Source organism: Streptomyces sp. NPDC045899, from assembly GCF_056431485.1.
Map to the genome: position 1 here is coordinate 178,252 of NZ_JBWKKP010000006.1, position 21,897 is coordinate 200,148.

The window sequence follows — 21,897 nt, forward strand, 5'->3', positions numbered from 1 at the left end:
CGCGAATTGGCGACGTGGTCGCGGCGATCGGCAGCGGGCAGGCTCTGTCACACGCCCCATCCGGCACCACGACCGTTCCTCGAGGAGTCCCGTGATCGAGCACCACGTCCGTGTCCACCCCAGCGCCGACCGGCTGCCCCGCGAGGAGCAGCTCGCCTGGAAGCTCGCGGCGGTGGCCACCGGAACCGGGGAACCGGACGCCGACAGCGCCGCCATGGCCGCCAACCGGGTGATCGACAACGCCGCGGTGGCGGTCGCCTCCCTGCTGCGCCGCCCCGTCGCCGTCGCCCGCGCCCAGGCCCTGGCACACCCGGCCGCCACCCCCGGAGCCCGCGTCTTCGGCACCGGCACCCGGGTCTCACCGGAGTGGGCCGCCTGGGCCAACGGCACCGCCGTCCGTGAGCTCGACTTCCATGACACGTATCTGGCGGCCGACTACTCCCACCCCGGGGACAACATCCCGCCACTGCTGGCCGTGGCCCAGCACCCCGGCCGCAATGGCGCCGATCTGCTGCGCGGTGTCATCGCCGCGTACGAGGTCCATGTCGCGCTGGTCAAGGGCATCTGTCTGCACCAGCACCGCATCGACCACGTGGCCCACCTCGGCGCCGCCACCGCCTGCGGGCTGGGAGCGTTGCTGCGGCTTCCGACGGAGACCGTCTACCAGGCGGTCCAGCAGGCGGTGCACACCACCACCGCGACCCGGCAGTCCCGCAAGGGCGAGATCTCCAGCTGGAAGGCGTACGCCCCGGCCTTCGCGGGCAAGGCGGCGATCGAGGCCGTGGACCGGGCGATGCGCGGCGAGAGCTCGCCCTCCCCGGTCTACGAGGGGGAGGACGGGTTCCTGGCCTGGATGCTGGACGGGCCTGACGCCGCGTACACCGTGTCGCTGCCGGAGCCCGGTGAGGCCCGTCGCGCCATCCTCGACACCTACACCAAGGAGCACTCCGCCGAGTACCAGGCACAGGCGATCATCGACCTCGCCCGGCGGCTGCGAGAGAAGACCGGCCCCCTGGAACGGGTGCGCTCGGTGGTGCTGCACACCAGCCACCACACCCACCACGTGATCGGATCCGGGGCGAACGATCCGCAGAAGTACGACCCCACCGCCAGCCGGGAGACCCTCGACCACTCGGTGCCGTACATCTTCGCCGTCGCCCTGGAAGACGGCACCTGGCATCACGAGCGTTCCTACGCCCCGGAGCGGGCCCGTAAGCCGGAGACCGTCGGGTTGTGGCGGAAGATCACCACGGTCGAGGACCCGGAGTGGACCCGCCGCTACCACGACCCCGACCCGGACCGCCGGGCGTTCGGCGGCCGCGCGGTCATCACTCTGGAGGACGGATCGGTCATCGAGGACGAGCTGGGAGTGGCCGACGCCCACCCGGCGGGCGCCCGCCCCTTCGACCGTCCCGCCTACGCGCGCAAGTTCCGCGCCCTCGCCGAGGACATCGTCGCCCCGGCCGACCAGGACCGCTTCCTGGACACGGCCGAGCGCCTGGCCGAGCTCACCGCCACGGACCTGGACGGACTCTTCCCGGCCGTGGACACCGACGCCGTCGCCGCGTACGACGCGCGCCTTCCGAAGGGCCTGTTCTGATGTTGCTGCACACCCGCACCACCCCCGCCGAGCGTCGTCGGGCCTTCCGCGAACAGCTCGCCTCCGGCCGACTGCTGCGCATCCCCGGTGCGATCAACCCGCTCTCCGCCCGGCTGATCCAGGACACCGGCTTCGACGCCGCCTACCTCTCCGGTGCCGTCCTCGCCGCCGACCTCGGTCTGCCCGATATCGGCCTGACCACCTCAGTGGAGATCGCCGCCCGCGCCCAGCAGACCACCCGGGTCACCGACCTGCCCGTCCTGATCGACGCGGACACCGGATTCGGCGAGCCGCTGAACGCCGCCCGCACCGTCCAGCTCCTGGAGGACGCGGGCCTCGCCGGTCTCCACCTCGAGGACCAGGTCAACCCCAAACGCTGTGGTCATCTCGACGGCAAGAGCGTCACGTCCCGCGCGGAGATGGCCCGCCGGATCAAGGGCGCCGTGGACGCCCGACGCGACCCGGACTTCCTGCTCATGGCCCGCACCGACGCCCGTTCGGTGGAGGGCCTGGACGCGGCGATCGACCGTGCGAAGGCGTATGTGGACGCGGGAGCCGACGCGATCTTCCCCGAAGCCCTCGCCGACGTCTCCGAATACGAGGCCTTCCGCGAGGCGGTGGACGTACCGCTGCTGGCGAACCTCACCGAGTTCGGCAAGACCCCCCTACTGGACACCGGGACGCTGGAAAGCCTGGGGTACAACATCGCCCTCTACCCGGTGACCCTGCTGCGCATCGCCATGGGCGCCGTGGAGGAGGGCCTGCGCACCCTCGCCGCCGAGGGAACCCAGGAGTCCCTGCTGCCCCGGATGCAGACCCGCTCCCGGCTCTACGAACTCCTCGGCTATCAGGAGTACTCGGCCTTCGACTCGGCCGTCTCCGACTTCACCCTCCCGCCCGGCGCCTGACCCTCGGAGGCAGACACCATGTCCACCACAGCGCCCGAGATCCACCGCGGCCTCGCCGGTGTCGTCGTCGACACCACAGGGCCCGACGCTCCTTCGACGAGGTCGCCCACCTCCTGTGGTACGGCGAGCTGCCCGACCCCGCGCAGCTGAGGGACTTCCAGGCCCGTGAGCGTGCGCTGCGCCCCCTGGACCGCACCACCTGCGAGCTGCTGGCCCGGCTCCCCGAGACCTGCCACCCGATGGACGTGCTGCGCATGGTGGTTTCGCAAGCGCCGGCCGGCCCGTTACTCGTACCGGTACTTCAGTGAATCCACTTCCGCCTGCTCGATGTCAGCGATCGTCAGCTCCGGCATCCGCAGCTGGGCCAGCGTCACCTCGGCCGAGGTCGGCTGCGCGTCCGCCGGCAGCCACTCCTCCGGCTTCCAGGCCCCGCTGCGCAGCAGCGACTTGGGACAGTGCGGGTAGACCTCCTCGATCCCCAGCACCAGCGCACTGGCCGGGGGCTTGCCCACGGCGGTCAGCTGCGACAGGAGCTCCGGGCGGGTGGAGACACAGGCCCGGCCGTTCATCCTGAGTGTCGTGGTGCGCCCCGGGATGACGAACAGCAGCCCGGCCCGTCCGGTGGCAATGACATTCTGCAGGGTGTCCAGGCGTTTGTTGCCGGTCGCGTCGGGTATCGCCACCGTCCGTGTGTCCAGGACGGCGACGAACCCGGCGGGCCCGCCGCGCGGAGAGACGTCACAGTTGCCCTCGGTGTCCACGCTGGCGACCAGGACCAGCGATGAGCAGCCGATCAATTTGCGCGACTGATCGGTGAGTTCGGTCATCTGCTTGCGCAATGCCGCGGCCTTGGGGAGTTCGTAGACCTGACGCAGTGCCTCCTGGTCGGGCACGGCGTCGAGGCGGAGCGAGTCGAAGGCACTGCTGGCGAGGGGTGTCGTCATGTCTCCGACCTTATGGGGCCGCCCTGCGATTGAGCCCGGTCGGTGAGTGCGGGTACCCGGCGACACCCATGCGGGGAGGGTCAGCCCTTCCCCAGGGCCTCGTCACGCCCGGTCTCGGGCGGTCCTCCGAAGGGCTCTGTGGGCCTGTCGGAAGGGGGCGGTGGTGGAGTGGGGAAGAGGAGGTGTTCGAAGAGGTCGAGCGCGAACACCGCCAGAAGGAACATGACGGGGACGAGCAGAGCAATCACGACCACGATGCCTCCCGATCAGATGGTGATCACGAGTACGGCGCGGCATAAGAGAACCCATCACCAGTCTGGGCTGAATGGGGGAACCCCGCATGACCGTCACCAGAGGATGTAGGCCGTTCGGGTGATGAGTCCGGTGCCTCTGCCGATGGCCTGAACGCCAGGGCGTTTCTGAATCTCAGCGGTCTTCCGGGGTCCTGCGCCAGCATGTGGGTCGCGAGCGGGGACGCCGCGTTCCTCACGTCGTGGTGTGACACTCGTGAGGACGGGCAACCCCACTGCTCGGAGCAGCCGCTGTCCGCGAGGGTCTGCTCGAGCAGCCGGGCAAGGGTGTCCACCGGCTCTTCCCAGCCGCAGTCCGCCGGGGCCCGCGCGAGTTCAGCCTCGTACTGGGAGGCATCGACGTGGAGGTCCGGGGGCACGGCACCGATGTTGCTGGCGTTCTCCCATGCGTCCCCCGGCGGGGTTCTTCCGTGACCGCCGTCGGCCGGCTCTCGGCGCTCCCCTCCGCTCGGGAGTGTCAGCGCGTGGTGTCCGATGTCGCGGCCAGGAGCCGTTCACCGAAGATGCGGCAGGACTCCCCGAAGGGCGTTCCCGGGGCGATGTCGAAGTCCGCGTCCAGGAAGGCGAGATGGAGGATCAGCCACTGCCAGGAGTCCATCGCGAGGCTGACCTTGGTGTGCCGTTCGTCCACGGAGTGGATCTCGGCGTCCTGGAACTTCAGGGCGTCGATGACGTCCGTGGCCGGGGCCTTGATCAGGAGGTCGACGGTCTGCCGGTTCCTGTTGAGGTTCTGCCGCAGATACGCGGAGGCCGAGGATGCGGGGAGTGTCCGTGCGTCGTGGTGGTCGCCGGTGCGGAGCAGGCCGGTGAGACGGTCGAGGCGGAACACACGCCAGTCCTGTCGTTCGATGTCCCAGGCCAGCAGGTACCAGCGCAGGAGGTGGTGTACCTGTCGGTACGGTGCCACCCGCCGGTCCGTCCGCTCTCCGCGGGCGTCGGTGTAGGTGAAGGTCAGCGTCTCCTGGTGGGCGATCGCCTCGGCGATGGTGCCCAGGTCGGGCGCGGCGACGCTCGGCGCCGACTGGGGGCTGGTCTCCAGGCTGGCCCGGATCGACGTCACGCGCGGGCGCAGCCGGGCGGGCAGGAACTGGTCCAGTTTGCCGTAGGCCCGGGTTGCGGCATCGCCGATCCCCCCGTCGGCGGACGGCGCGGTGTCCGTGAGGGATCCGGTGGCCGCGAGAGAGGCGAGAGCGAGCAGGGTGGCCACCGCTTCGTCGTCGTCCAGGACGAGCGGCGGCATGGCCCGGCCGGCGGCGAGGCGGTAGTAGCCGCCGGGCCCTGGCTGCGTCTCAACGGGGTAGCCGTAGCTCCGTAGCCGGTCGACGTCCCGGCGCAGGGTCCGCGGACTGATGCCCAGGCGTCGGCTCAGCTCCTCTCCGCTGAACGCCCGGCCCGTCTGCAGCGTCGACAGCAGGGCCAGCATGCGTTCGGTGACATCTGCCATGCCACGATCCTCCCCGCTATTGCGGTCAGGATATGGCCACATCTGCTCATAGCCTCGCGGTCATGTCAGAGCGAAACATCACCCTTCGCCGGGCTCGCACCAACAACCTGGTCGATATGGACCTCGATGTCCCGCGCAACCGGTTGGTCGTCTTCGTCGGCGTGTCCGGTTCGGGAAAGTCGTCGCTGGTGTTCGACACGATCGCCGCCGAGGCCGGGTACCAGCTCAATGAGACCTTTCCGCCGTTTGCCAGGAACCGGTTGCCGAAGTGGGCCCGTCCCGACGTCGAGCACATCCGGGGGCTGACTCCGGTGATCGTCATCGACCAGCGCCGGATCGGCGGCAACGCCCGCTCGACCGTCGGTACGGCCACGGACACCTGGACCTACCTCCGGCTGCTGTTCTCCCGGCTCAGTCAGCCGCACGTGGGGGAGTCGAACCACTTCTCCTTCAACGAGCCCGCCGGCATGTGCCCGACCTGCTCAGGTCTCGGGGAGACCGTGGTCAGCGCCGTCGAGCGATTCCTCGACCTGGACAAGTCTCTGGCCGACGGCGGGATCCGGCTGCCCGGGTTCGGCAACGGCGGCTACTGGTACTCCCAGTACGCGGACATCGGTACCTTCGACGTCAACACCCCGCTGCGGCAGTGGAGCCCGGCCGAACGCGAGGCGCTGTTGTACGGCGGTGAGGCCGCGGCGCGACTGGGCCGCAAGACACCCGAAGGGTACGAGGGGGTCGTCGAACGGTTCGAGCGGATCCACCTGCACACCTCCGACAACCTCTCCGAGCGCAAGCAGGAGGCCATCCGCCGGTTCACCCGCGCGCAGACCTGTCCGGAGTGCGCCGGCGACCGACTCCGCAAGGCGGCCCGTGAGGCCACCGTGCTCGACCACACGATCGGTGAGATGTCGCGTCTGGAGGTCACCGAGCTGGTCGGTCTCATCCGCGCGATCGAATCTGCCCACGTCGGCCCCGTCGTCGCCGCGCTGACAGCCCGGCTGGAGGCGATGGTCACGATCGGCCTCGGCTACCTCACGCTCTCCCGGGGCACCACGACCCTTTCCGGTGGAGAGTCGCAAAGGATCAAGACGGTCAAGCACCTCGGATCCAGTCTCACCGAGATGACCTATGTCGTCGACGAACCCACCGTGGGGCTGCACCCGGCCGACGTGGCATCCACGATCACACTTCTGGAGCGGCTACGCGACAATGGCAACAACGTCCTCGTCGTCGAGCACGACCCCGCCGTCATGGCCCACGCGGACCAGGTCATCGAGATCGGACCCGGGGCAGGCGCCGCGGGCGGGCAACTCGTGTTCCAGGGAACGTTCACCCGGCTCCAGGGCACCGACACCCCGACCGGCCGCGCCCTGGGCAGGCGGCGACCACTGAAATCCGCCCCGCGTCCCGCCACGGGACACCTCACCGTGGAGGGAGCCGACCGCAACAACCTGCGCCACCTCACCGTGCGGTTCCCCGCGGGCGTGATGACCGTCCTCACCGGCGTGGCCGGCTCCGGTAAATCCAGTCTCGCCGGGGAGTTGGTGGCCCAGCACCGCGCAGTCGTGGTCGACCAGAAGCCGGTCAGTACCAACCGCCGCTCCACTCCGGTCACCTACACCGGCATCGCACCGGCGATCCGGAAACTGTTCGCCCGCCACAATGGCGTCCCCGCAGGCCTGTTCAGCGCCAATTCCGAAGGCGCCTGCCCCGACTGCAGGGGCCTCGGCGCCATCCACACCGACCTCGCCTTCATGGACGGCCAGGAAGTCACGTGCGAATCCTGCCGAGGCCGCCGATTCACCCCGGAAGTCCTCGCCCACACCGTGAACGGACTGTCGATCGCCGACGTCGGAGACCTCACCATCGACCAGGCCATCGCCCGACTGCCGGACAAGAGCATCTCCGACGCCTTGCGGCAGCTCGCCGCCGTCGGGCTGGGCTACCTGCGTCTCGAGCAGTCCCTGAACACGCTGTCAGGAGGGGAGTGCCAACGAGTCAAGATCGCCAAGGAGCTGCGCACAACACGGCAACCCACCACCTATGTGCTCGACGAGCCCACGACGGGGCTGCATATGAACGACATCGACACGCTCCTGCACGTGCTCGACAGCCTCGTCGAGCAGGGCCACACGGTCGTTGTCATCGAGCACAACCTCGACATCATCCGGCAGGCCGACTGGCTGATCGACCTCGGCCCCGGGCCTGGGCGGCACGGTGGAACCATCCTCTTCGAAGGCCATGTGGCCGACTACGCGGACCGCACGACGCCCACCTGCCGCGCCTTGAGCCATCGATGAGAGAGAACGGGGCGGATCGGTGCTGTCGTCATCTGGACCGGACCACCTCGTGCCGCGCGATCGGCCCTGAGAAGAGTTGACCACGACCGGACAGCGGGTGTCTGAACAAGCGCGAGCGTGTTGAACTGGGCCCGCGGCGCCGGTCTCCGGTGCCCGCCGCTACACAGTCACTCGTCGAAGACGGCAGTTTCGGGAGAGGAAGGTGGTGTCGGCGGTTACACATTCCATGGGCGGTTGCGAAAGGGGGCTCGACGGGCGGGGAGCCGGTCCGGCTACTGGCCGTGCAGCCATATCCGCAGCGGACCGACCGGCCCGAAGCCATGGCGGACGGCTGCCGCCAGGTCGTCGCCCTGCTCGTAGCCGACCACCGACAGGGTGGGGAACAGCCGGTTCACCGTATTCAGTACGCCTGGCCAGGCCGCGTCAGGGCCGCCGTCCAGTGCGAAGACATTGGAGATTCCGACCACATGGTCGCTGCGGCTCGCCACCGCTCCGGCGACGGTTCGGCCGTCGCCGGTCTGCCCGGCGAGCACGAAGGTGGCGGGGTCGTCGAGCAGTTCGGGTCGGAAGAGGCCCGCGTTGCCGTGCCCATCGTCCCAGGCGAGTGCCCAGCGCCGCAGGGCGTCCGGGGTGTCCGTCACGTCCCAGACGAGATCTGACGCGGGGGCGGGTGCACCTGGTGGGCGGTGGACCCACTGTGCCTCGAACAGCAGCTGGAAGCCGAACTCCGTCAGGTCGAGGTCGGCGAAGCTGTCCTTGATGGAAGCGCCTGGTGTGGCGGTGTCGATCCGGGCCGCGAGCGCCGCCGGGTCGGCGTCTCGCACCAGGGTCACCGCATCGGGGTAGTAGAGCGGGGTGCGAGACGGAGCGGTCCACGCCTGTGCCCCGAACTCGCCCACCCTGCCGTGCGATCGGTTCATTGCCGCGCACCAGTCGGCGTTGTTGCGGGCTGCTGCCCGGACCAGGATCCGCTGCGGAGTCGTCACGGTGCGGATCATGACGATTCCGATCCGGCCCGTCGAACGGTTTTCCGCTGAGCGCCCGAGGACGCTCCGTCCGAAGGCCCGTCAGCCGACCCTTGAACCGGAGCAGGCACTCGGCTTCTTTGACCGTCTCGCCCTGTGCTCCGGAGGAGATGGTGGGCGGGGCCTCCCGGTCGTCGTAGCGGAAGTAGACGGTGCCGGTGGCGGCCGCGGCAGGTCCTGTGGCCACCCCGCTGGTGGCCATGGCGAGCGCGGTCGTCACCAGCGTGGCGGCTGTCAATCGGCGGGCAGGGTGCATGTCATCGCCCTTCGGCCGGCGGAATCGGTGCGGCGGGCAGATCCCGGGCGTCGGAGCCCAGGCACCCGTGTGCGGTCGGATCCGCGATGTCCAGCTGGGCCCCACTCCACCGATTCCAGCGCCCGCCTGATTGTCCGGCAACCTGCTCCGCCACCTGAACAATCTTCAGACGACGATGACCCGGCGTCCGCGTGTGTGGCCCGCTTGGCTGTCGATGTGCGCTGTGGCGGCCTCGGCGAGCGTGTACGACTTCTCGACGGGGATATGGAGCTTTCCCCGCGAGATGAGGTCGCAGGCGACGGCGAGCGCTTCCGGCACGCTCCCGGCCACGCCGGAGAATCGGACACCGAGCTCCGGTGCACCGAGATCGGCGATGGAGATGACCTTCTGCGGACTCCCGGTCAGTTCGACGAGTTCGCGGATCACGCCCGAGCCGGCCAGGTCCAGGGCCGCGTCGACATCGCCGAGCTGCCGCACTCGCTCGACCCAGCCCTCGCCGTACGTCGTGGCGAGGGCGCCCAGGCCGCGCAGATAGTGCTGGTTCGCGGCCCCAGCCGTGCCGATCACTGTGATCCCGCGGTCGCGGGCGATCTGCAGCACCGCTGAACCGACTCCTCCGGACGCCCCGCTGACCAGCAGCGTCTGCCCGGATTGCACACCGACCTCGCGGATGATGCGCAGTGCGGTCTCCACCACCGACGGGTATCCGGCCGCGCTTTCGAACGTCACACCCTCGGGCATACGCGCCCAGGCCGACAGCACGGCGAACTCGGCATAGGTGCTGGAACCTTCGCCGAACACATGGTCGCCGACCTCGACTCCCTCGACGCCCTCGCCGACTTCGTCCACCACCCCGGCGGCGTCCAGCCCGATTCCGGAGGGCAATTCGATGGGATGGGCTCCCAGCTTCTGGCCTTCGCGGATCCTCCAGTCGACGGGGTTCACGCCCGCCGCCCGCACGGCGATACGTATGTGGCCGGGGCCCGTGTGGGGCTCCTCGGCGTCCACGAGGTGCAGAACGTCCGGACCGCCGAACTCGGCGAAGCTCACTTTCTTCATGCGGTGACCGTAGCACTAACGGTTAGCATTTTGGAGCTGATGCAGTTTCGTATCTGATAGTGTCAGGGCATGACCGTGCCGCCCGGACGCCGTGAGCGCAAGAAGGCCGCGACCCGCCAGAAGATCGCCGACACCGCCCTCCGGCTCTTCCTGGAACACGGGTACGACGCAGTGGGTATCCGTGACGTGGCCGCTGAGGCCGATGTGGCCGTCACCACGCTCTTCTCCCACTTCGCCTCGAAAGAGGCCCTGGTGTTCGAGCAGGACGACGACTTCGAGCGACGCCTCACCCGGGCGGTCACCGACCGGGTGCAGGATGAGCCCCTCATCCCCGCGCTACGCCGTGAGATCCAGGCCCTGGTCCGACATTGCACGGCGGACAGCGCCACCCCGATCTGGCGCATGATCGACGAATCTCCCGCCCTGCGGGAGTACGAGGAGTCGATGAGGCTGCGCCACGCGGAGTCGCTGGCGATGGCCATCGCCGCCGATCCCGACCTGTCACAGAGCACCACGGCGAGCCGGACGATCGCGAGGTTCGTGATCGACGCCTACTCACTGGCCCGCGAGGCGCCCAGTCCGGACGCCGCGTTGGACGAGATCTTCCGGATGATCGAAGCAGCCTGGGCCGTCACCTGCCCCTCCAACGACTCCGCCGGCCCGGCCGGGCACTAGTTCAGGGCTCCACCCCGCCCGACGCTCACCCATCCGGGACGCCATCGCCAGGGCCTGCGGCGTCACGTCGGCGTACTGCCGCACGGCTCACACCTGGCTGATCCGCGTGCGGGCCGGTTCGAGTGCGCCGTCACGCGGACTCGACAACCATGGTGTTGCCATCCTCTGAGGGTGCGTCGCCGCCCCGGGAGGGCGCGGGCCGTGCGATCGAAGAGCTGCCGGAAGGCCGTCTCGTGGGCGACGACGATGGCGGCTCACCCGAGTTCGGCGGAACAGGGGAGTTCAGTCGGCCATGCGGGTGTCGCGGGCGAGCTCATCCGAGGCGGCGATCTCCGCGCGCACAACGTCGAGGTGGCCGAGGATCGCTCGGCGGCGTCGTCGCCAAGGGGGAGGCGCAGCGGAGCTGCGTAGCTACTGGCTTGCCCTCGACGCCCGCGATGGGCGGCCGCCCCCGCATCGGCGCTGAGATCGCCACCACCGACGAAACGTACGAGGCCCTTCTGGGCGGACGCGGTGTCTGTCCGCTGGCTACCGGCAACGCCCTCCTGGTCACCCTGGGGGTGTGGTGACCCGTCCCGTCCGCGGCGTCTCACACAGTCAACTCGCCCTCGCCTGGAGAGCGGACGACCGCCGGCCCCTGGTGGACGGCTACGCCCGGGCGTGCCGCGAGGCGACAGCGCACTGAGTCCCCAAGGGGGCTGACCGAGCGGACGTGGCTCCCCCAGCCCTGCAGGCGACGATGACGGCCTGGACACTGTCCGCATCCGTGAGCGTGTCCGTCGCCGTCAATCACGGGACCGAGCTGCTCGCACTCGGCGATCTGCTCATCGCCACGCTGGCTGCGCTGCTGCCCGCCGGCCGGGCTGCCAGGTCCCGAACCGCCACGGTCCTGCGCACCGAACAGAACGTCAGATTCCGGGGGCATGCCGGTTGTTCCCACCGCATGGAACGGTCCGTATCCGGTGGTCAGCCCGTATTCGGCAGAGCGTGATCGAGGAGAACCTCCGCCGCCGCCCGTGCGTGTCGGCCGTAATCCGGTTCGTCCAGCACCATGGCGCGGCTGGCCGCCCCGTCCGCGAGGGTGGCCAGTTGTTCGGCAACGGAAAGAGGGTCCCGGCAGCCCAGCTCCGGTCGGCGTTCGGCGCCGAACTGTACGGGGCGCTGGGCATCGGCCCTGACGATCACACGGCACGTGCGGCCTACGACTCGGAGAGCCTGCGCTTCTACGGCGCGCCGCACGCGGCGTTCCTCTTCGTCCACGGTGACGGACAGGCGCGGCTGGCCGCGGATGTCGGCGCCTACATGCAGACACTGCTCCTGGCGATGGCCGCCTACGGTGTGGACAGCTGCCCGCAGGGGCTGTTGAGCTTCTATGCCGACACCGTCCGCACCGAACTCGCTGTCACCGGCGGAAAGCTGCTCGTCAGTATCTCCTTCGGTTACGCCGACGAGGCCGCGCCGGTGAATCGAGTGAGGACCGAGCGGGCTCCGGTCGAGTCGACTGTGGCCTTCCACGACTAGTGCCGCATCAAGCGGCGTTCGCCCTCAGTGGTGCCGACCCCGCCCACCGCAAGGGCGGCATGATCCGCCGCTACATCATCTGGCGGAATAAGCACCCGCCGACAAGCGCCTCCGTCGAGTCGTCCCCGGGGTGAACGACGCCTGGCGCGGTGCTGGAGAGCCTGTCTCGCTGATGCGACGGGCTGCGAGCCAGACAGTGCGTAAACTTTAGTTTCCATCTACTAGTTCGGAAACTATAGTTGTCGCATGGCGATGTGTGAGATCACCCCGGAAGAGCAGGCAGAGCTCGACAAGGCGCTGTACGACGCCTTGAATCCGCTGGCCTCGGCGATTCGCTCTCGGCAGACCGGGCTGCCCGCGGACCGTATGTGGGATGCGGATCCCATCGAAGTGGCACTGTCCGTCCTGGCCACGTGGAAGGTGATGGATGCCGAGGTCAGGCGGTTGACCGCGCACGCGGCAGCAACCGCTGGCTCCTACGGCGCCAGTTACGAGCAGATGGGGGCGGTCTGGGGCATCACACGGCAGGGCGCCCGTAAGAAATGGCCCGACGCCGTCAGCCGCTCAGCGCCCGCGACAGCGGGCAGGAGTGCGCTCGCGCTCTTCGGGGGGACCGCCGAACTGGTGCAGACGTCTTCCGGCGACTGGAGTTGGACAGGAGTGGGCGCCGATGGAGCATCCGCCGCGGTCACCGATGGGACGTGCTACGCGACGGCGGAAGAAGCAGCAGCCCACGCGGGCGTTTTCCTCAAGGAACACGCCCTGGATGCCGTCGACCGTTCCTAGCGTCAGGCAGCGTTCGCTCTGTTCACGACCTCGCGGACTGCCTGCCGGGGGCGGTCGACACGATGAGGGCACTGGCCGGCCCTCACCTCGGTCCGGCCCTGCCTCGGCCATGATCCGCCGGACGAGCCCTAGTCGTCGAACCCGAAGTTCGAAGTCTCCGCACGGGTGATGATGTCGCGGACCGCCTCGGGACTCGTGATGACGGATTCAACGGCCGCCTTGAGTCGCGCGAGGTCACTCGGACTCCCGACCGCGCAGAACATGTCGGCCTCGCTGTCGAAATCGAGGCGCTCGGCAATGTCCGACCAGGCAAACCGCACGAGACTTTCCCAGAAGTAGCCGTTCGGCTCGTGTCCGGTGGCAGCTATCGCGGCATCGGCGGCCAGGCCACCGGCATTCAACGTCAGCGAGTGCTCGCCGTCGAAGTCATGCAGCTTGATGGTCACGGCGCGATCTTCTCATGCACAGTGCACGGGCTGCCCGCCGGACGCCTGTGTGCAGGAGTGGGCTCCTCCTGGCAGGAGGAGCCCACTTCGGGGGGAGCGGTGAGGTGCTACTCCGTGCGCAGGCCGTCCGGGCGCATCATCCGCAGCAGCGGCGGCAGACTGAGCAGCGTGACCACGCCGACCACGGCCGCGCCCACGCCGGTCATGGTCAGGACGCTCGTCCAGTCCATGGCCACCGGGGTACGGGTCATCTTCAGCAGTACCGAGCCGAGGGTGATACCCACCGTCGTGGCCAGTACGAGGCCGAGTCCTACCGGGAGGGCCGTTTGCCACAGCACCGACAGGCTCAGCGTGCGGCGCCGAGTGCCGAAGGCGACCAGTGAGGAGAGCAGCTTCCTGCGCTCGCGGAGCTGCTCCAGCTGGGAGACCAGCAGACTCGCGCCGATCAGTGCCAGCACGAAGAAGGAGCCGACGAACAGGCCGGTGCGGATGGAGGCGTACTTGATGTCCTCCTGGGTCGACGACCAGCCGTAGGTGTGTGCCAGCGGGTCGATCCGGGCGACGGCGTTGCGGATGTACTCCCGTGAGTCCGGCACCGACGGGTCCAGACGCAGGTAGACCCCGTCCGAGAACAATGCCGGCGTGGCCTTGGCGGGCAGGGCGGCAGGGGTGACCAGCAGACTGTTGGAGTCGTTCAGCGCGTCTTTGCGCGCTTCCACCACCCGCACGTTCGCCGGAACGGTCCAGGGCGCCTCGATGCCGCGCTCGGAGGCGTCGCCGTACGACGGGCCGATGTAGAGCTGCCGACCGGGCTTCACCAGGGCGATTTCGGCGGCGTTACTGGAAGAGGTGTAGTGGCTCCTCGTTCGCGTGACGAACACGTCGCCGTCCTTGCAGGAGGGGAGCGTGGCGAGTTCGCGCAGGGCGGTGCAGTTGCCCACGGTCAGGCCGTTGCTGTTCTCCGGGTCGCGACGCGTGTCCCCGTACTCCGAGGAGGCCAGGGCCACCGCGGACCGCACTCCCTTGGTGCCGGCGAAATCGCGCTCGACACCGGACAGCGGCTTGCGGTTGCTGAAGTTGACCTCCATCTGGACCCGGCTGGGGTCCTTGCCGGTGTCCTTGGTGTACTGGCTCTGCGTTCCCGTGAACAGCATCTGCAGGGCGATGGCTCCGGCGACGGCGACGGCGATGCCGTTGACCATGCGTGCGGCGGTTCCGCTGCTCAGCTGTAGTCGTCGTACCGCGAGCTGCCAGGACAGCGCGCCCTTGCCGAGGCGGACGACGACCGCCTCCACGGCCCAGGGGAGCAGCGCGGTGATGCCGATCAGCAGCAGCAGTACGCCGCCGATGACGAGGTACTGGTTGAACTCGCCGTTCTTGCGGCCCTTGCCGATCAACGGGTAGAGCATCGCGAGGCCGGCCAACGGTGGCACCAGCCGCCACCACAGCCGGCGGCGGCGCTGCTTGGCCGCGCGTACGACGCCAAGCGGTTCCACCACCACGCCGCGCATCGCGAGCAGTGTGACGAGTACGGCGGCGAGCGGGATCGCCACCGCGACCAGGGCGGCGAGCGCGGGGGAGGGGTCGAGGTAGCTGGGCCAGACGCTCACGCCCAGCAACTCGGTGGAGCCCAGCGTCTGACGGCCGAGGAGGAAGAAGCCGGTGCCGACGACCAGGCCGAGCAGGGCTCCGGCGAGTGCTTCGCCCGCCGCGACCCGCCGGGTCATATGGCTGTCCGAGCCGACCAGGCGCAGCGCGGCCAGTCGGCGGTCGCGGCGCTCGCCGCCGAAGCGGACGGCGGCGGCGATGAACACGGCCACCGGTGTCAGCAGCACCACGAACACGACCAGGATCATGAGGAGCAGCACCGGGTCGGTCTTCTCGGGTTTCTCGTCCGGCATGCCATACGTGGTCAGCCGGTTCACCGGGGAGACGTCCGTGAGTTTCAGCCCCGAAGCGCCCGCGTAGTAGGCCAGTTCGTGGGAGCCGATGAGTCCGCTCTCGCCGATCGTGCCGGAGATCTTGTAGGGCAGCCGCTCCCGCAACAGCTTGGCGTCGTCCGAGGCGAGCAGGTCCTTGAGCGCGGGCGAGACCACCATCTCGCCTTTGGCCGGGTAGCTGTCGACCCCCGGGGGCAACGGTGCCCGCTTGCCCTCGGGTTCGACGAGCCGGCCGCGGATGTCGTCGTCGTGCCAGCTGGTGTCGGTGTCGGCGATCAGGAAGGTGTTGTCCGCCTTCGGCGGGACCTTTGCGGAGTAGGTGTTGTCGTAGCGGGCGTCCTCCACCTTCCCGCGGGCGGCGAACACACTGGGCAGGGCGGTGCACAGCAGCAGCAGAGCCACCCCGAGGCCGACGCCGACGGCGGTGAGCGTCATCCGGATCCAGCCCTCGCGTCCCCCGGTGACGGCGAAGCGGGCCCCCATGGCCAGGTCTCTGGCCCACTGGCGAGGACTCATACGGCGCGCTCCATATCGCGGGACTTGCCGTCGCGGACGACGACCTCGCGGTCGGCGTAGGCGGCCACGTGTGTTTCGTGGGTGACGAGGATGACGGCGGCGTTGGTCGCGCGGGCCGCTTCGGTCAGCAGCCCCATCACGCGTTCGCCGTTGGAGGAGTCGAGCGCGCCGGTGGGTTCGTCGGCGAACAGCAGGCGCGGTCCGGTGACCAGCGCGCGGGCCACGGCGACGCGCTGGCCCTGGCCGCCGGAGACCTCGCCGGGACGCTTGGCCTTGAGGTCGTCGACCTCCAGGCGTTCCATCCAGCCGAGTGCGGTCCGCAGGGCGTCCTTGCGGGAGGTGCCGTTCAGCCGCAACGGGAGGGCGACGTTCTCCACGCAGGTCAGCTCCGGAACCAGCTGACCGAACTGGAACACGAACCCGAATTCCGAGCGTCGCAGAGCGCTGCGCTGGGCATCGTTCATCTTCGTCAGTTCACGCCCGTTGTAGGTGATCGACCCGGAGTCGGGCTGCACGATCCCCGCGAGGCAGTGCAGCAGCGTGGACTTGCCGGACCCGGAGGGGCCCATGATGGCGACGACCTCGCCGGGGCATATGGAGAACTCGGCACCGTCCAGCGCGTGGGTCGGGCCGTAGGCCTTGCGCAGGTCGTGCGCGGTGAGCAGCGGATCGGGGGGCGAAGTGGTCATAGGGTCACAGCCTCACGGAGTTTGTCGAATCGGGCGGCGGTCAGCTCCGGCCAGCACAGGTCGGCTTCCAGGTGGAACAGGGCGTGGTCGCAGATCAGCTGGTCGGCCAGGTCGCCATTGCGTTTGCGGTCGGTGAGGATCCGCAGGCTGCGCAGATGCTCGGAGCGCTGGACGTCGGTGATCGCGTAGCGCTTACGCTCGGGACCGTCGCCCGCCTCGATCCCGTCGACCTCGACGAGACCGTTCCTCAGCAGCCGGGACATCGTCGAGTAGACCTGGCCGTAGTGCAGTGGCCGGTCGTGACCGAACCTCTCGTCGAAAGCCCGCTTGAGGTCGTAGCCGTGGCGCGGGCCGGCCTCCAGGAGCCCTGGAAGGGTGTGACCGATGGACATGATCGGAACTATACATGCCAGGTATACATGGCGTGTATACGCGACGTGTATACATCGCTGTGCGGGTCATGACCGGGTGTACGACCGTGCAGGTGAGGGAAGCGCGAAGGCCGATCGTCTTGATGCGGGAGTGGGGGGGGGGGGGGGGGGGGGGGGGGGGGGGGGGGGAGGGGGGGGGGGGGGGAGGGGGGAGGTCGGGTTTTTGGGGGGGGGGGTTCCCCCGTGCCCCGGCATATGCCGGGGCACGGGGCACGGCTCACACGCGCCGTCAGTGCAGCGGCGGCGGGCCGTCCTGCGCCGTGGTTCCCCACCCGGACGGCTTCGGGCCGACGGCGAAGGAAAGCGACCGCATGTCCCGCAGGTCATCTGTCGTCAGGTAGGTGCGGCCGTAGGAAGAGCCGTCCACGTGGACCGATTGGACGTAGCGGCGGTCGGCCGAGGTGCCGGGTGCCGTCACCGTCAGGGAGCCGCGCGGGTAGTAACGACGGTCGAGGGTGAGGTCGACGCGGTCGAAGACGGGGGTGGACAGGCCCCAGGTGGGGTAGCCGGGTTGCACCGGGAAGATGCCGATGGAGGACAGCACCATCCAGGAGGACATGGTGCCGAGGTCGTCGTTGCCGGTCATGCCGGTCGGGGTGTCCGTGAAGAGCGTCAGAGCGGCGTGGACGACATCGGTCGTCTTCCACGGCTGGCCGGTCGACAAGTAGGTGTACGGGGCGATGAGGTCGGGCTCGTTCTGCGGGTTGTACTTGTCCGCGTTGTAGTAGTCGTACGGTCCGTTCACCCACACTTCGCGAGCGGTCTTCGCAGGGTCCTTCACGAGCCGGTCGTAGGCGAAGAAGGAGTCCAGCCGGTCGTTCGCCGCCTGCCTGCCGCCGATCAGGCCGATCACGCCCGGGATGTCCTGCGGCACGAGCCACTGGTACTGCCAGGCCGTGCCCTCGTGGAATCCCTCGCTCTTGGCGGGGTCGCTCGGACCGGTGAAGGCGCCTGAGGCATCGCGCGCGCGGAAGAAGCCGGTCGAGCCATCGAAGATCTTGCGGTAGTTCTGGGCCCGCGCGGCGTAACGCTCCGCGTCGGCACGGTGCCCGAGGCTGCGGGCCATCGCGCCGAGCGTCGCGTCCGACAGGGCGTACTCGAGCGTCGCGGACGCGCCGTGGCCGTAGTCCGAATCACCGGGCTTGGGATGCGGGCGGGGTTTCTGGTGGGGGACGAAGCCGCTCGCGATGTAGTCCTGGTTGGCCTCGCGGCCTGCGGCCGGGGAGCCGGCGGGCGGGACCCCGTCGGCATTCCTCTTCAGGGCGCGATAGGCCCGCTCCTCGTACCCCTTGAGCAAACCCTGCTGGTAGGCATGGGTGAGGAACGGGGTGACCGGGTCGCCGGTCATGATGTTCGTCTCGACCGGCCCGTAGCCCCACTTGGGCAGCCAGCCGCCTTCCTCATCGATCTTGATGACGGATATCGCCATGTCCCGGGCCTCACGCGGCGCGAGCAGCGAGAGGAGCTGGTTCTGGCTGCGATAGGTGTCCCACAGCGACCAGTTCTGGTAGTACCCATGGCCCTTCGCGCGGTGGATTCTCCCGTCCCAGCCCGTGTACCGGTGGTCGGCGTCGCTGCCGATGTTGGGCGCCAGGAATGACCGGTACAGGGACGAATAGAACGTGCGGCGGAGAGTGTCGCTGCCGCCCTGTACGCGCACGGCGCTGAGCCGGCTCTCCCACGCCGTCTGTGCGGAACGGCGGACCTGCTCGAAGGGGCGGCCGCCCTCGGAGCGGAGGTTCCCCTTCGCGCCACGGGCATCGACGTAGGAAAGAGCCGTCGTCGCCTCCACGGTACGGTCCTCGGTCGCGTCGAAGCGGACGTACGCGCCGCCCCGACCCGTCTTCGACCCATCGGTGACCGTGGCGCCGTCCCAGGTGCCGTACGTGGTGAACGGCCGGTCGAAGCGTGTGATGGTGTAGACGGTGTACGGCTGGGTGTCCTGGCAGAAGCCCCTGCCCGTGATGGCGGTGCGCACGGTCCGGTTGTCGAGGACCTCGACCTTGCTGGAGACCGTCTTGTGCAGTGACTGGCCCGCGTTGAGCAGGACATTGGCCTTGTCGGTCGTGGGGAAGGTGTAGCGCTGCACCCCGGTGCGCGAGGTCGCGGTCAGTTCGGCGTCGATACCGTTCTCGAGTCCGACCTTGTAGTAGCCGGGGCTTGCCTCTTCGGTGTCATGGCTGAACCCGGTCTCGTACTTGGTGTAATCGGTCTCGGTGACATCGCCGACGGTGGGCAGGACGGGCAGATCACCTCCCAGGCGGCAACCGACGCCCGAGAGGTGGACGAGGGAGAAGCCCCGGATGTGGGTGTCGGAGTGGTCGTAGCCGGTGTCGTGTCCGGTGTCCGGAGAGAGCTGCACCATCCCGAAGGGCGCGGCCGCGCCGGGGAAGGTATTGCCTTCGTTCTCGGTTCCGATGAACGGGTTGACGAGATCGGTGAGTTGCTCGCCCTGTGTTCCGGCCGCCTGGGCCGCGGGGGCGACAAGGGCTGCTCCGAGGAGTGCGACCGCCGCGGCCACCGTGCCCGCGCCGCGTAGACGCTGAAACCGTCTCATGGGTACCGCCCCTTTGCGGATCTAGACAACGTTGTCATCCGGTGGGCGATCATTTTTGGTGCTGCACGGGAGGTCGTCAAGGGACTACACAAGAGAATGTGTTGGGGCTCGAGGTATCTCGTGCCAGGCCCGTTACCGGTCCCTGGCGCACCGCGGCTGGAAACCGCGTTTCGTCGGCAGGCCGGACTGTATACGCGTGGCCGGCTCCACCGAGAGGTCGCGAACGGCGCGGTGCGGGAGGGCAAGCGCATAGCCGGGCGCACCGGTGGGCACTCCTTCGAGGGTTGCGTCCCTTCCGACCCTCACCACGATCTGTGGTGGCGCACACCGGTGGAGGCGGCCGGTGGCCGCGGCGGTCCACCGACATGTGCCGGGCCTCGGCTTGTGCCACTCACCGCCGGTTCCGCGGCACCCCCGCCGTAGGGAGCCGGCCTGCCCGCGCGCCGGGCAACCACGACCCCGCCACGTGATCACATCCGGAGGCAGGAGACCTCTCTCGCCAGACATGGTGTCGGCTGTTCCTCGGACGGGGGCGCACGGCAGTCACTCCTCCTCTGGCCCCAGCGATGCCGCATCGCGCAGATCGATCGTGGCCAGACTGGGGACGGCGTGCAGTTCGAGGAGGACGATCTCATTGCGGCCGGTGCGCAGGACTGGGCCGGGGACGTACAGGGAGCGCTGGGGTCCCCGGGACCAGTACCGGCCCAGGGCGAAGCCGTTGATCCAGACGTTGCCCTTCGTCCACCCTGTGGTGTCGAGGAAGGTGTCGACGGGCTCCTCGATGTCCACGGTGCCGCGCCGGAACGTGGGGCCGGTGGAGTGGGCTGTGGGCACGGCGAAGGTGAGGGCCTCCGGTGAGGCGAGTGGCAGTGGCCGGCTCGTCCAGCTGGTCAGCCGGGTGCCGTTGAGCGTCACCCGCCCGATCAGCCCCTTGCGATCGTGGATGGCGGGACCGTAGTTGACCCTGCCCTGGTTCTCCACCAGGATCCGGAGGACCGCTCCCGGCCGGGGGATGTGGAACGCGAGGGCGTGTTCGTGTCGTTCGCGTTCCAGGACGCCCACCGGCTGGCCGTCCAGGAAGACCTGAGCACGATCGCGGACGGCTTCGACCTCCAGGAGTGCGGCGCCGGACTGGGCGAGAGCTGTCTCGTAGAGGATGAAGCCGAAGTCCTGACCGAGTTCTTCCATGGTGTGCGGACGCTCTGCGGTGACCGGCGTGCCCAGGGTGTCCAGGTGGTCGAACAGCGGTGCCGCGTGGCCGAGTTCGATACCCAGGTGACAAATCTTCTTGGACGGTGGGGGCACCGGGGTGTCCGGTACCGGGGCGTAGCAGGAGATGACGTCGCGGAAGGCGCGGAACTTCTCCGTCGGATCGCCTGCCTCATCGAGCGGAGCGTCGTAGTCGTAGGAGGTGACGGTGGGGTGGTAGGTGTGCTTGTCGTTGGCGCCGTTGATGAAGCCGAAGTTGGTGCCGCCGTGCAGCATGTAGAAGTTCACCGATGCGCCGGCCGCCAGGAGTTCGTCCAGTGCCTCCGCCGCGGTTTCGGCGTCCCGGACGACGTGGATCCCGCCCCATCGGTCGAACCATCCGATCCAGAATTCCGTGCACATCAGTGGGCCGGTCGGCTGGGCCTCCCGGAGTGCCGAGAGGCCCGCACCCACCCTGCTGCCGAAGTTGACGGTCCTCAGCACACCCGGGAGACCGCCGCGGGCGAGATCCTGTGGCTGGTCGCAGGTGAACAGCGGAACACCCGCGAGGTGGGGCGTCATCGTCTCAGCCAGGTGACGCAGGTAGTCGGTCTCGTCGCCGTAGGCACCGTACTCGTTCTCGAGCTGGACGGCGATGATCGGACCGCCGCGGGTGCCGAGGTACGGTGCCACGACAGGCAGCAGCAGATCGAAGTACTGGTCGACCGCGCGGAGGAAGAGGGGGTCGGTCGAGCGCAGCCGGATGTCCTCGTGGGCGAGCAGCCATGAGGGAAGCCCGCCTCCGTCGAGTTCCGCGCAGATGAAGGGTCCGGGGCGCAGCAGCACATGCAGGCCCTCCGCCGCCGCGAGTTCCAGGAAGCGGGGCAGGTCCAGCTGTCCCTCCATCAGCAGTCCGTCGCCGGGACGGGGCTGGTGGAGGTTCCAGGGAACGTAGGTCTCGATGGTGTTCAGGCCCATGGCCCGGGCCTTGCCGAGGCGGTCGGCCCACTGCGCGGGGTGCACCCGGAAGTAGTGGAGTCCTCCGGAGAGGATCCGGAACGGTGTGCCGTCCAGGAGGAATTGCTGGTCGTCGGTCTGCAGAACAGGCATGTCGGGGTCCTCCGTGACGGGGTTGGATGCCTTGAGGTGGTTCGGGAAGCGGCGGTGCGCACAGTGGTGCCGCCGCGGGTGTGCGGAGGCGTTGTGGGTGCCCTGCCGGTCCACACCGTGGTCGGGGGCGGCAGCGGACCGGCAGGGTGGTGGGCGCACCGGGGAGGCCCGGACGCGTGTGGCAGCACGCG

Annotated in this window: 18 protein-coding genes and 3 pseudogenes; 9 read left to right on the forward strand and 12 right to left on the reverse strand. The window is 69.1% G+C overall.

Features of this window, described 5'->3' with window-relative positions:
• Positions 1–91: 91 nt before the first annotated feature.
• The 3 genes and pseudogenes from AC07FT_RS11520 to AC07FT_RS11530 form a co-directional block, all read left to right on the forward strand.
• Positions 92–1,600 carry an MmgE/PrpD family protein gene (locus AC07FT_RS11520; RefSeq protein ID WP_479175920.1) on the forward strand — a complete coding sequence of 503 codons (1,509 nt, stop codon included), beginning with the start codon at positions 92–94 and terminating at the stop codon, positions 1,598–1,600.
• On the forward strand, positions 1,600–2,508 hold the full coding sequence (prpB, locus tag AC07FT_RS11525) for a methylisocitrate lyase (RefSeq protein WP_479175921.1): 909 nt from the start codon (positions 1,600–1,602) through the stop codon (positions 2,506–2,508). Before AC07FT_RS11520 ends, prpB begins: the two co-directional genes overlap by 1 nt.
• Before the next feature lie 18 nt (positions 2,509–2,526).
• A pseudogene (locus AC07FT_RS11530) lies at positions 2,527–2,774 on the forward strand (citrate/2-methylcitrate synthase); the annotation flags it as partial.
• A gap of 18 nt (positions 2,775–2,792) precedes the next feature.
• Here the strand turns inward: AC07FT_RS11530 and AC07FT_RS11535 are convergent.
• From AC07FT_RS11535 to AC07FT_RS11550, 4 genes and pseudogenes are all read right to left on the reverse strand, one after another.
• Complete coding sequence (locus AC07FT_RS11535; protein WP_479175923.1) at positions 2,793–3,452, reverse strand: MSMEG_1061 family FMN-dependent PPOX-type flavoprotein; 660 nt, start codon at positions 3,450–3,452, stop codon at positions 2,793–2,795.
• An 80-nt stretch (positions 3,453–3,532) separates the two neighbouring features.
• Positions 3,533–3,706, reverse strand: coding sequence for a hypothetical protein (locus AC07FT_RS11540; protein ID WP_479175924.1), 174 nt, complete (start codon positions 3,704–3,706; stop codon positions 3,533–3,535).
• Positions 3,707–3,922: 216 nt separating this feature from the next.
• A pseudogene (locus tag AC07FT_RS11545) lies at positions 3,923–4,155 on the reverse strand (hypothetical protein); the annotation flags it as partial.
• A 65-nt stretch (positions 4,156–4,220) separates the two neighbouring features.
• The gene (locus AC07FT_RS11550; protein WP_479175926.1) at positions 4,221–5,207 is read right to left on the reverse strand and encodes a helix-turn-helix transcriptional regulator; all 987 of its coding nucleotides are present in this window, start codon (positions 5,205–5,207) and stop codon (positions 4,221–4,223) included.
• Positions 5,208–5,269: 62 nt separating this feature from the next.
• Here AC07FT_RS11550 and AC07FT_RS11555 point away from each other — a divergent pair, with 62 nt between their 5' ends.
• Positions 5,270–7,507, forward strand: coding sequence for an ATP-binding cassette domain-containing protein (locus AC07FT_RS11555; RefSeq protein ID WP_479175928.1), 2,238 nt, complete (start codon positions 5,270–5,272; stop codon positions 7,505–7,507).
• A 272-nt stretch (positions 7,508–7,779) separates the two neighbouring features.
• Here the strand turns inward: AC07FT_RS11555 and AC07FT_RS11560 are convergent, their stop codons facing one another.
• A complete protein-coding gene (locus AC07FT_RS11560; protein ID WP_479175930.1) occupies positions 7,780–8,493 on the reverse strand; it encodes a hypothetical protein in 714 nt (237 codons plus the stop codon).
• 460 nt (positions 8,494–8,953) lie between these two features.
• Positions 8,954–9,847: an NADP-dependent oxidoreductase gene (locus tag AC07FT_RS11565; RefSeq protein ID WP_479175932.1), complete on the reverse strand. Its 894-nt coding sequence runs from the start codon at positions 9,845–9,847 to the stop codon at positions 8,954–8,956.
• 69 nt (positions 9,848–9,916) lie between these two features.
• Between AC07FT_RS11565 and AC07FT_RS11570 the strand changes: the two genes are divergently transcribed.
• The 5 genes and pseudogenes from AC07FT_RS11570 (at position 9,917) to AC07FT_RS11590 (ending at position 12,829) form a co-directional block, all read left to right on the forward strand.
• Positions 9,917–10,522, forward strand: coding sequence for a TetR/AcrR family transcriptional regulator (locus AC07FT_RS11570; protein ID WP_479175933.1), 606 nt, complete (start codon positions 9,917–9,919; stop codon positions 10,520–10,522).
• A 394-nt stretch (positions 10,523–10,916) separates the two neighbouring features.
• Positions 10,917–11,207 (forward strand): annotated as a pseudogene (locus AC07FT_RS11575) (LysR substrate-binding domain-containing protein); the annotation flags it as partial.
• Positions 11,208–11,288: 81 nt separating this feature from the next.
• Positions 11,289–11,513 carry a hypothetical protein gene (locus tag AC07FT_RS11580; RefSeq protein ID WP_479175934.1) on the forward strand — a complete coding sequence of 75 codons (225 nt, stop codon included), beginning with the start codon at positions 11,289–11,291 and terminating at the stop codon, positions 11,511–11,513.
• A gap of 98 nt (positions 11,514–11,611) precedes the next feature.
• On the forward strand, positions 11,612–12,043 hold the full coding sequence (locus tag AC07FT_RS11585) for a nitroreductase family protein (RefSeq protein ID WP_479175936.1): 432 nt from the start codon (positions 11,612–11,614) through the stop codon (positions 12,041–12,043).
• Positions 12,044–12,289: 246 nt separating this feature from the next.
• The gene (locus tag AC07FT_RS11590) at positions 12,290–12,829 is read left to right on the forward strand and encodes a hypothetical protein (protein ID WP_479175938.1); all 540 of its coding nucleotides are present in this window, start codon (positions 12,290–12,292) and stop codon (positions 12,827–12,829) included.
• Positions 12,830–12,957: 128 nt separating this feature from the next.
• On the opposite strand, the gene AC07FT_RS11595 is transcribed toward AC07FT_RS11590, so the two are convergent.
• From AC07FT_RS11595 to AC07FT_RS11620, 6 genes are all read right to left on the reverse strand, one after another.
• Entirely contained in the window at positions 12,958–13,275 is a 318-nt protein-coding gene (locus tag AC07FT_RS11595; protein WP_479175939.1) for an Imm51 family immunity protein, read from the reverse strand.
• A 107-nt stretch (positions 13,276–13,382) separates the two neighbouring features.
• Complete coding sequence (locus tag AC07FT_RS11600; RefSeq protein ID WP_479175941.1) at positions 13,383–15,731, reverse strand: ABC transporter permease; 2,349 nt, start codon at positions 15,729–15,731, stop codon at positions 13,383–13,385.
• A complete protein-coding gene (locus AC07FT_RS11605) occupies positions 15,728–16,420 on the reverse strand; it encodes an ABC transporter ATP-binding protein (protein WP_479175943.1) in 693 nt (230 codons plus the stop codon). Before AC07FT_RS11605 ends, AC07FT_RS11600 begins: the two co-directional genes overlap by 4 nt.
• Entirely contained in the window at positions 16,417–16,812 is a 396-nt protein-coding gene (locus tag AC07FT_RS11610; protein WP_479175945.1) for a PadR family transcriptional regulator, read from the reverse strand. Before AC07FT_RS11610 ends, AC07FT_RS11605 begins: the two co-directional genes overlap by 4 nt.
• A gap of 268 nt (positions 16,813–17,080) precedes the next feature.
• A complete protein-coding gene (locus AC07FT_RS11615; RefSeq protein WP_479175947.1) occupies positions 17,081–19,408 on the reverse strand; it encodes a GH92 family glycosyl hydrolase in 2,328 nt (775 codons plus the stop codon).
• Between the two features lie 543 nt (positions 19,409–19,951).
• Positions 19,952–21,706 (reverse strand): glycoside hydrolase family 35 protein, encoded by a 1,755-nt coding sequence (locus AC07FT_RS11620; RefSeq protein ID WP_479175949.1) that lies wholly within the window; start codon positions 21,704–21,706, stop codon positions 19,952–19,954.
• Between the last annotated feature and the right edge of the window lie 191 nt (positions 21,707–21,897).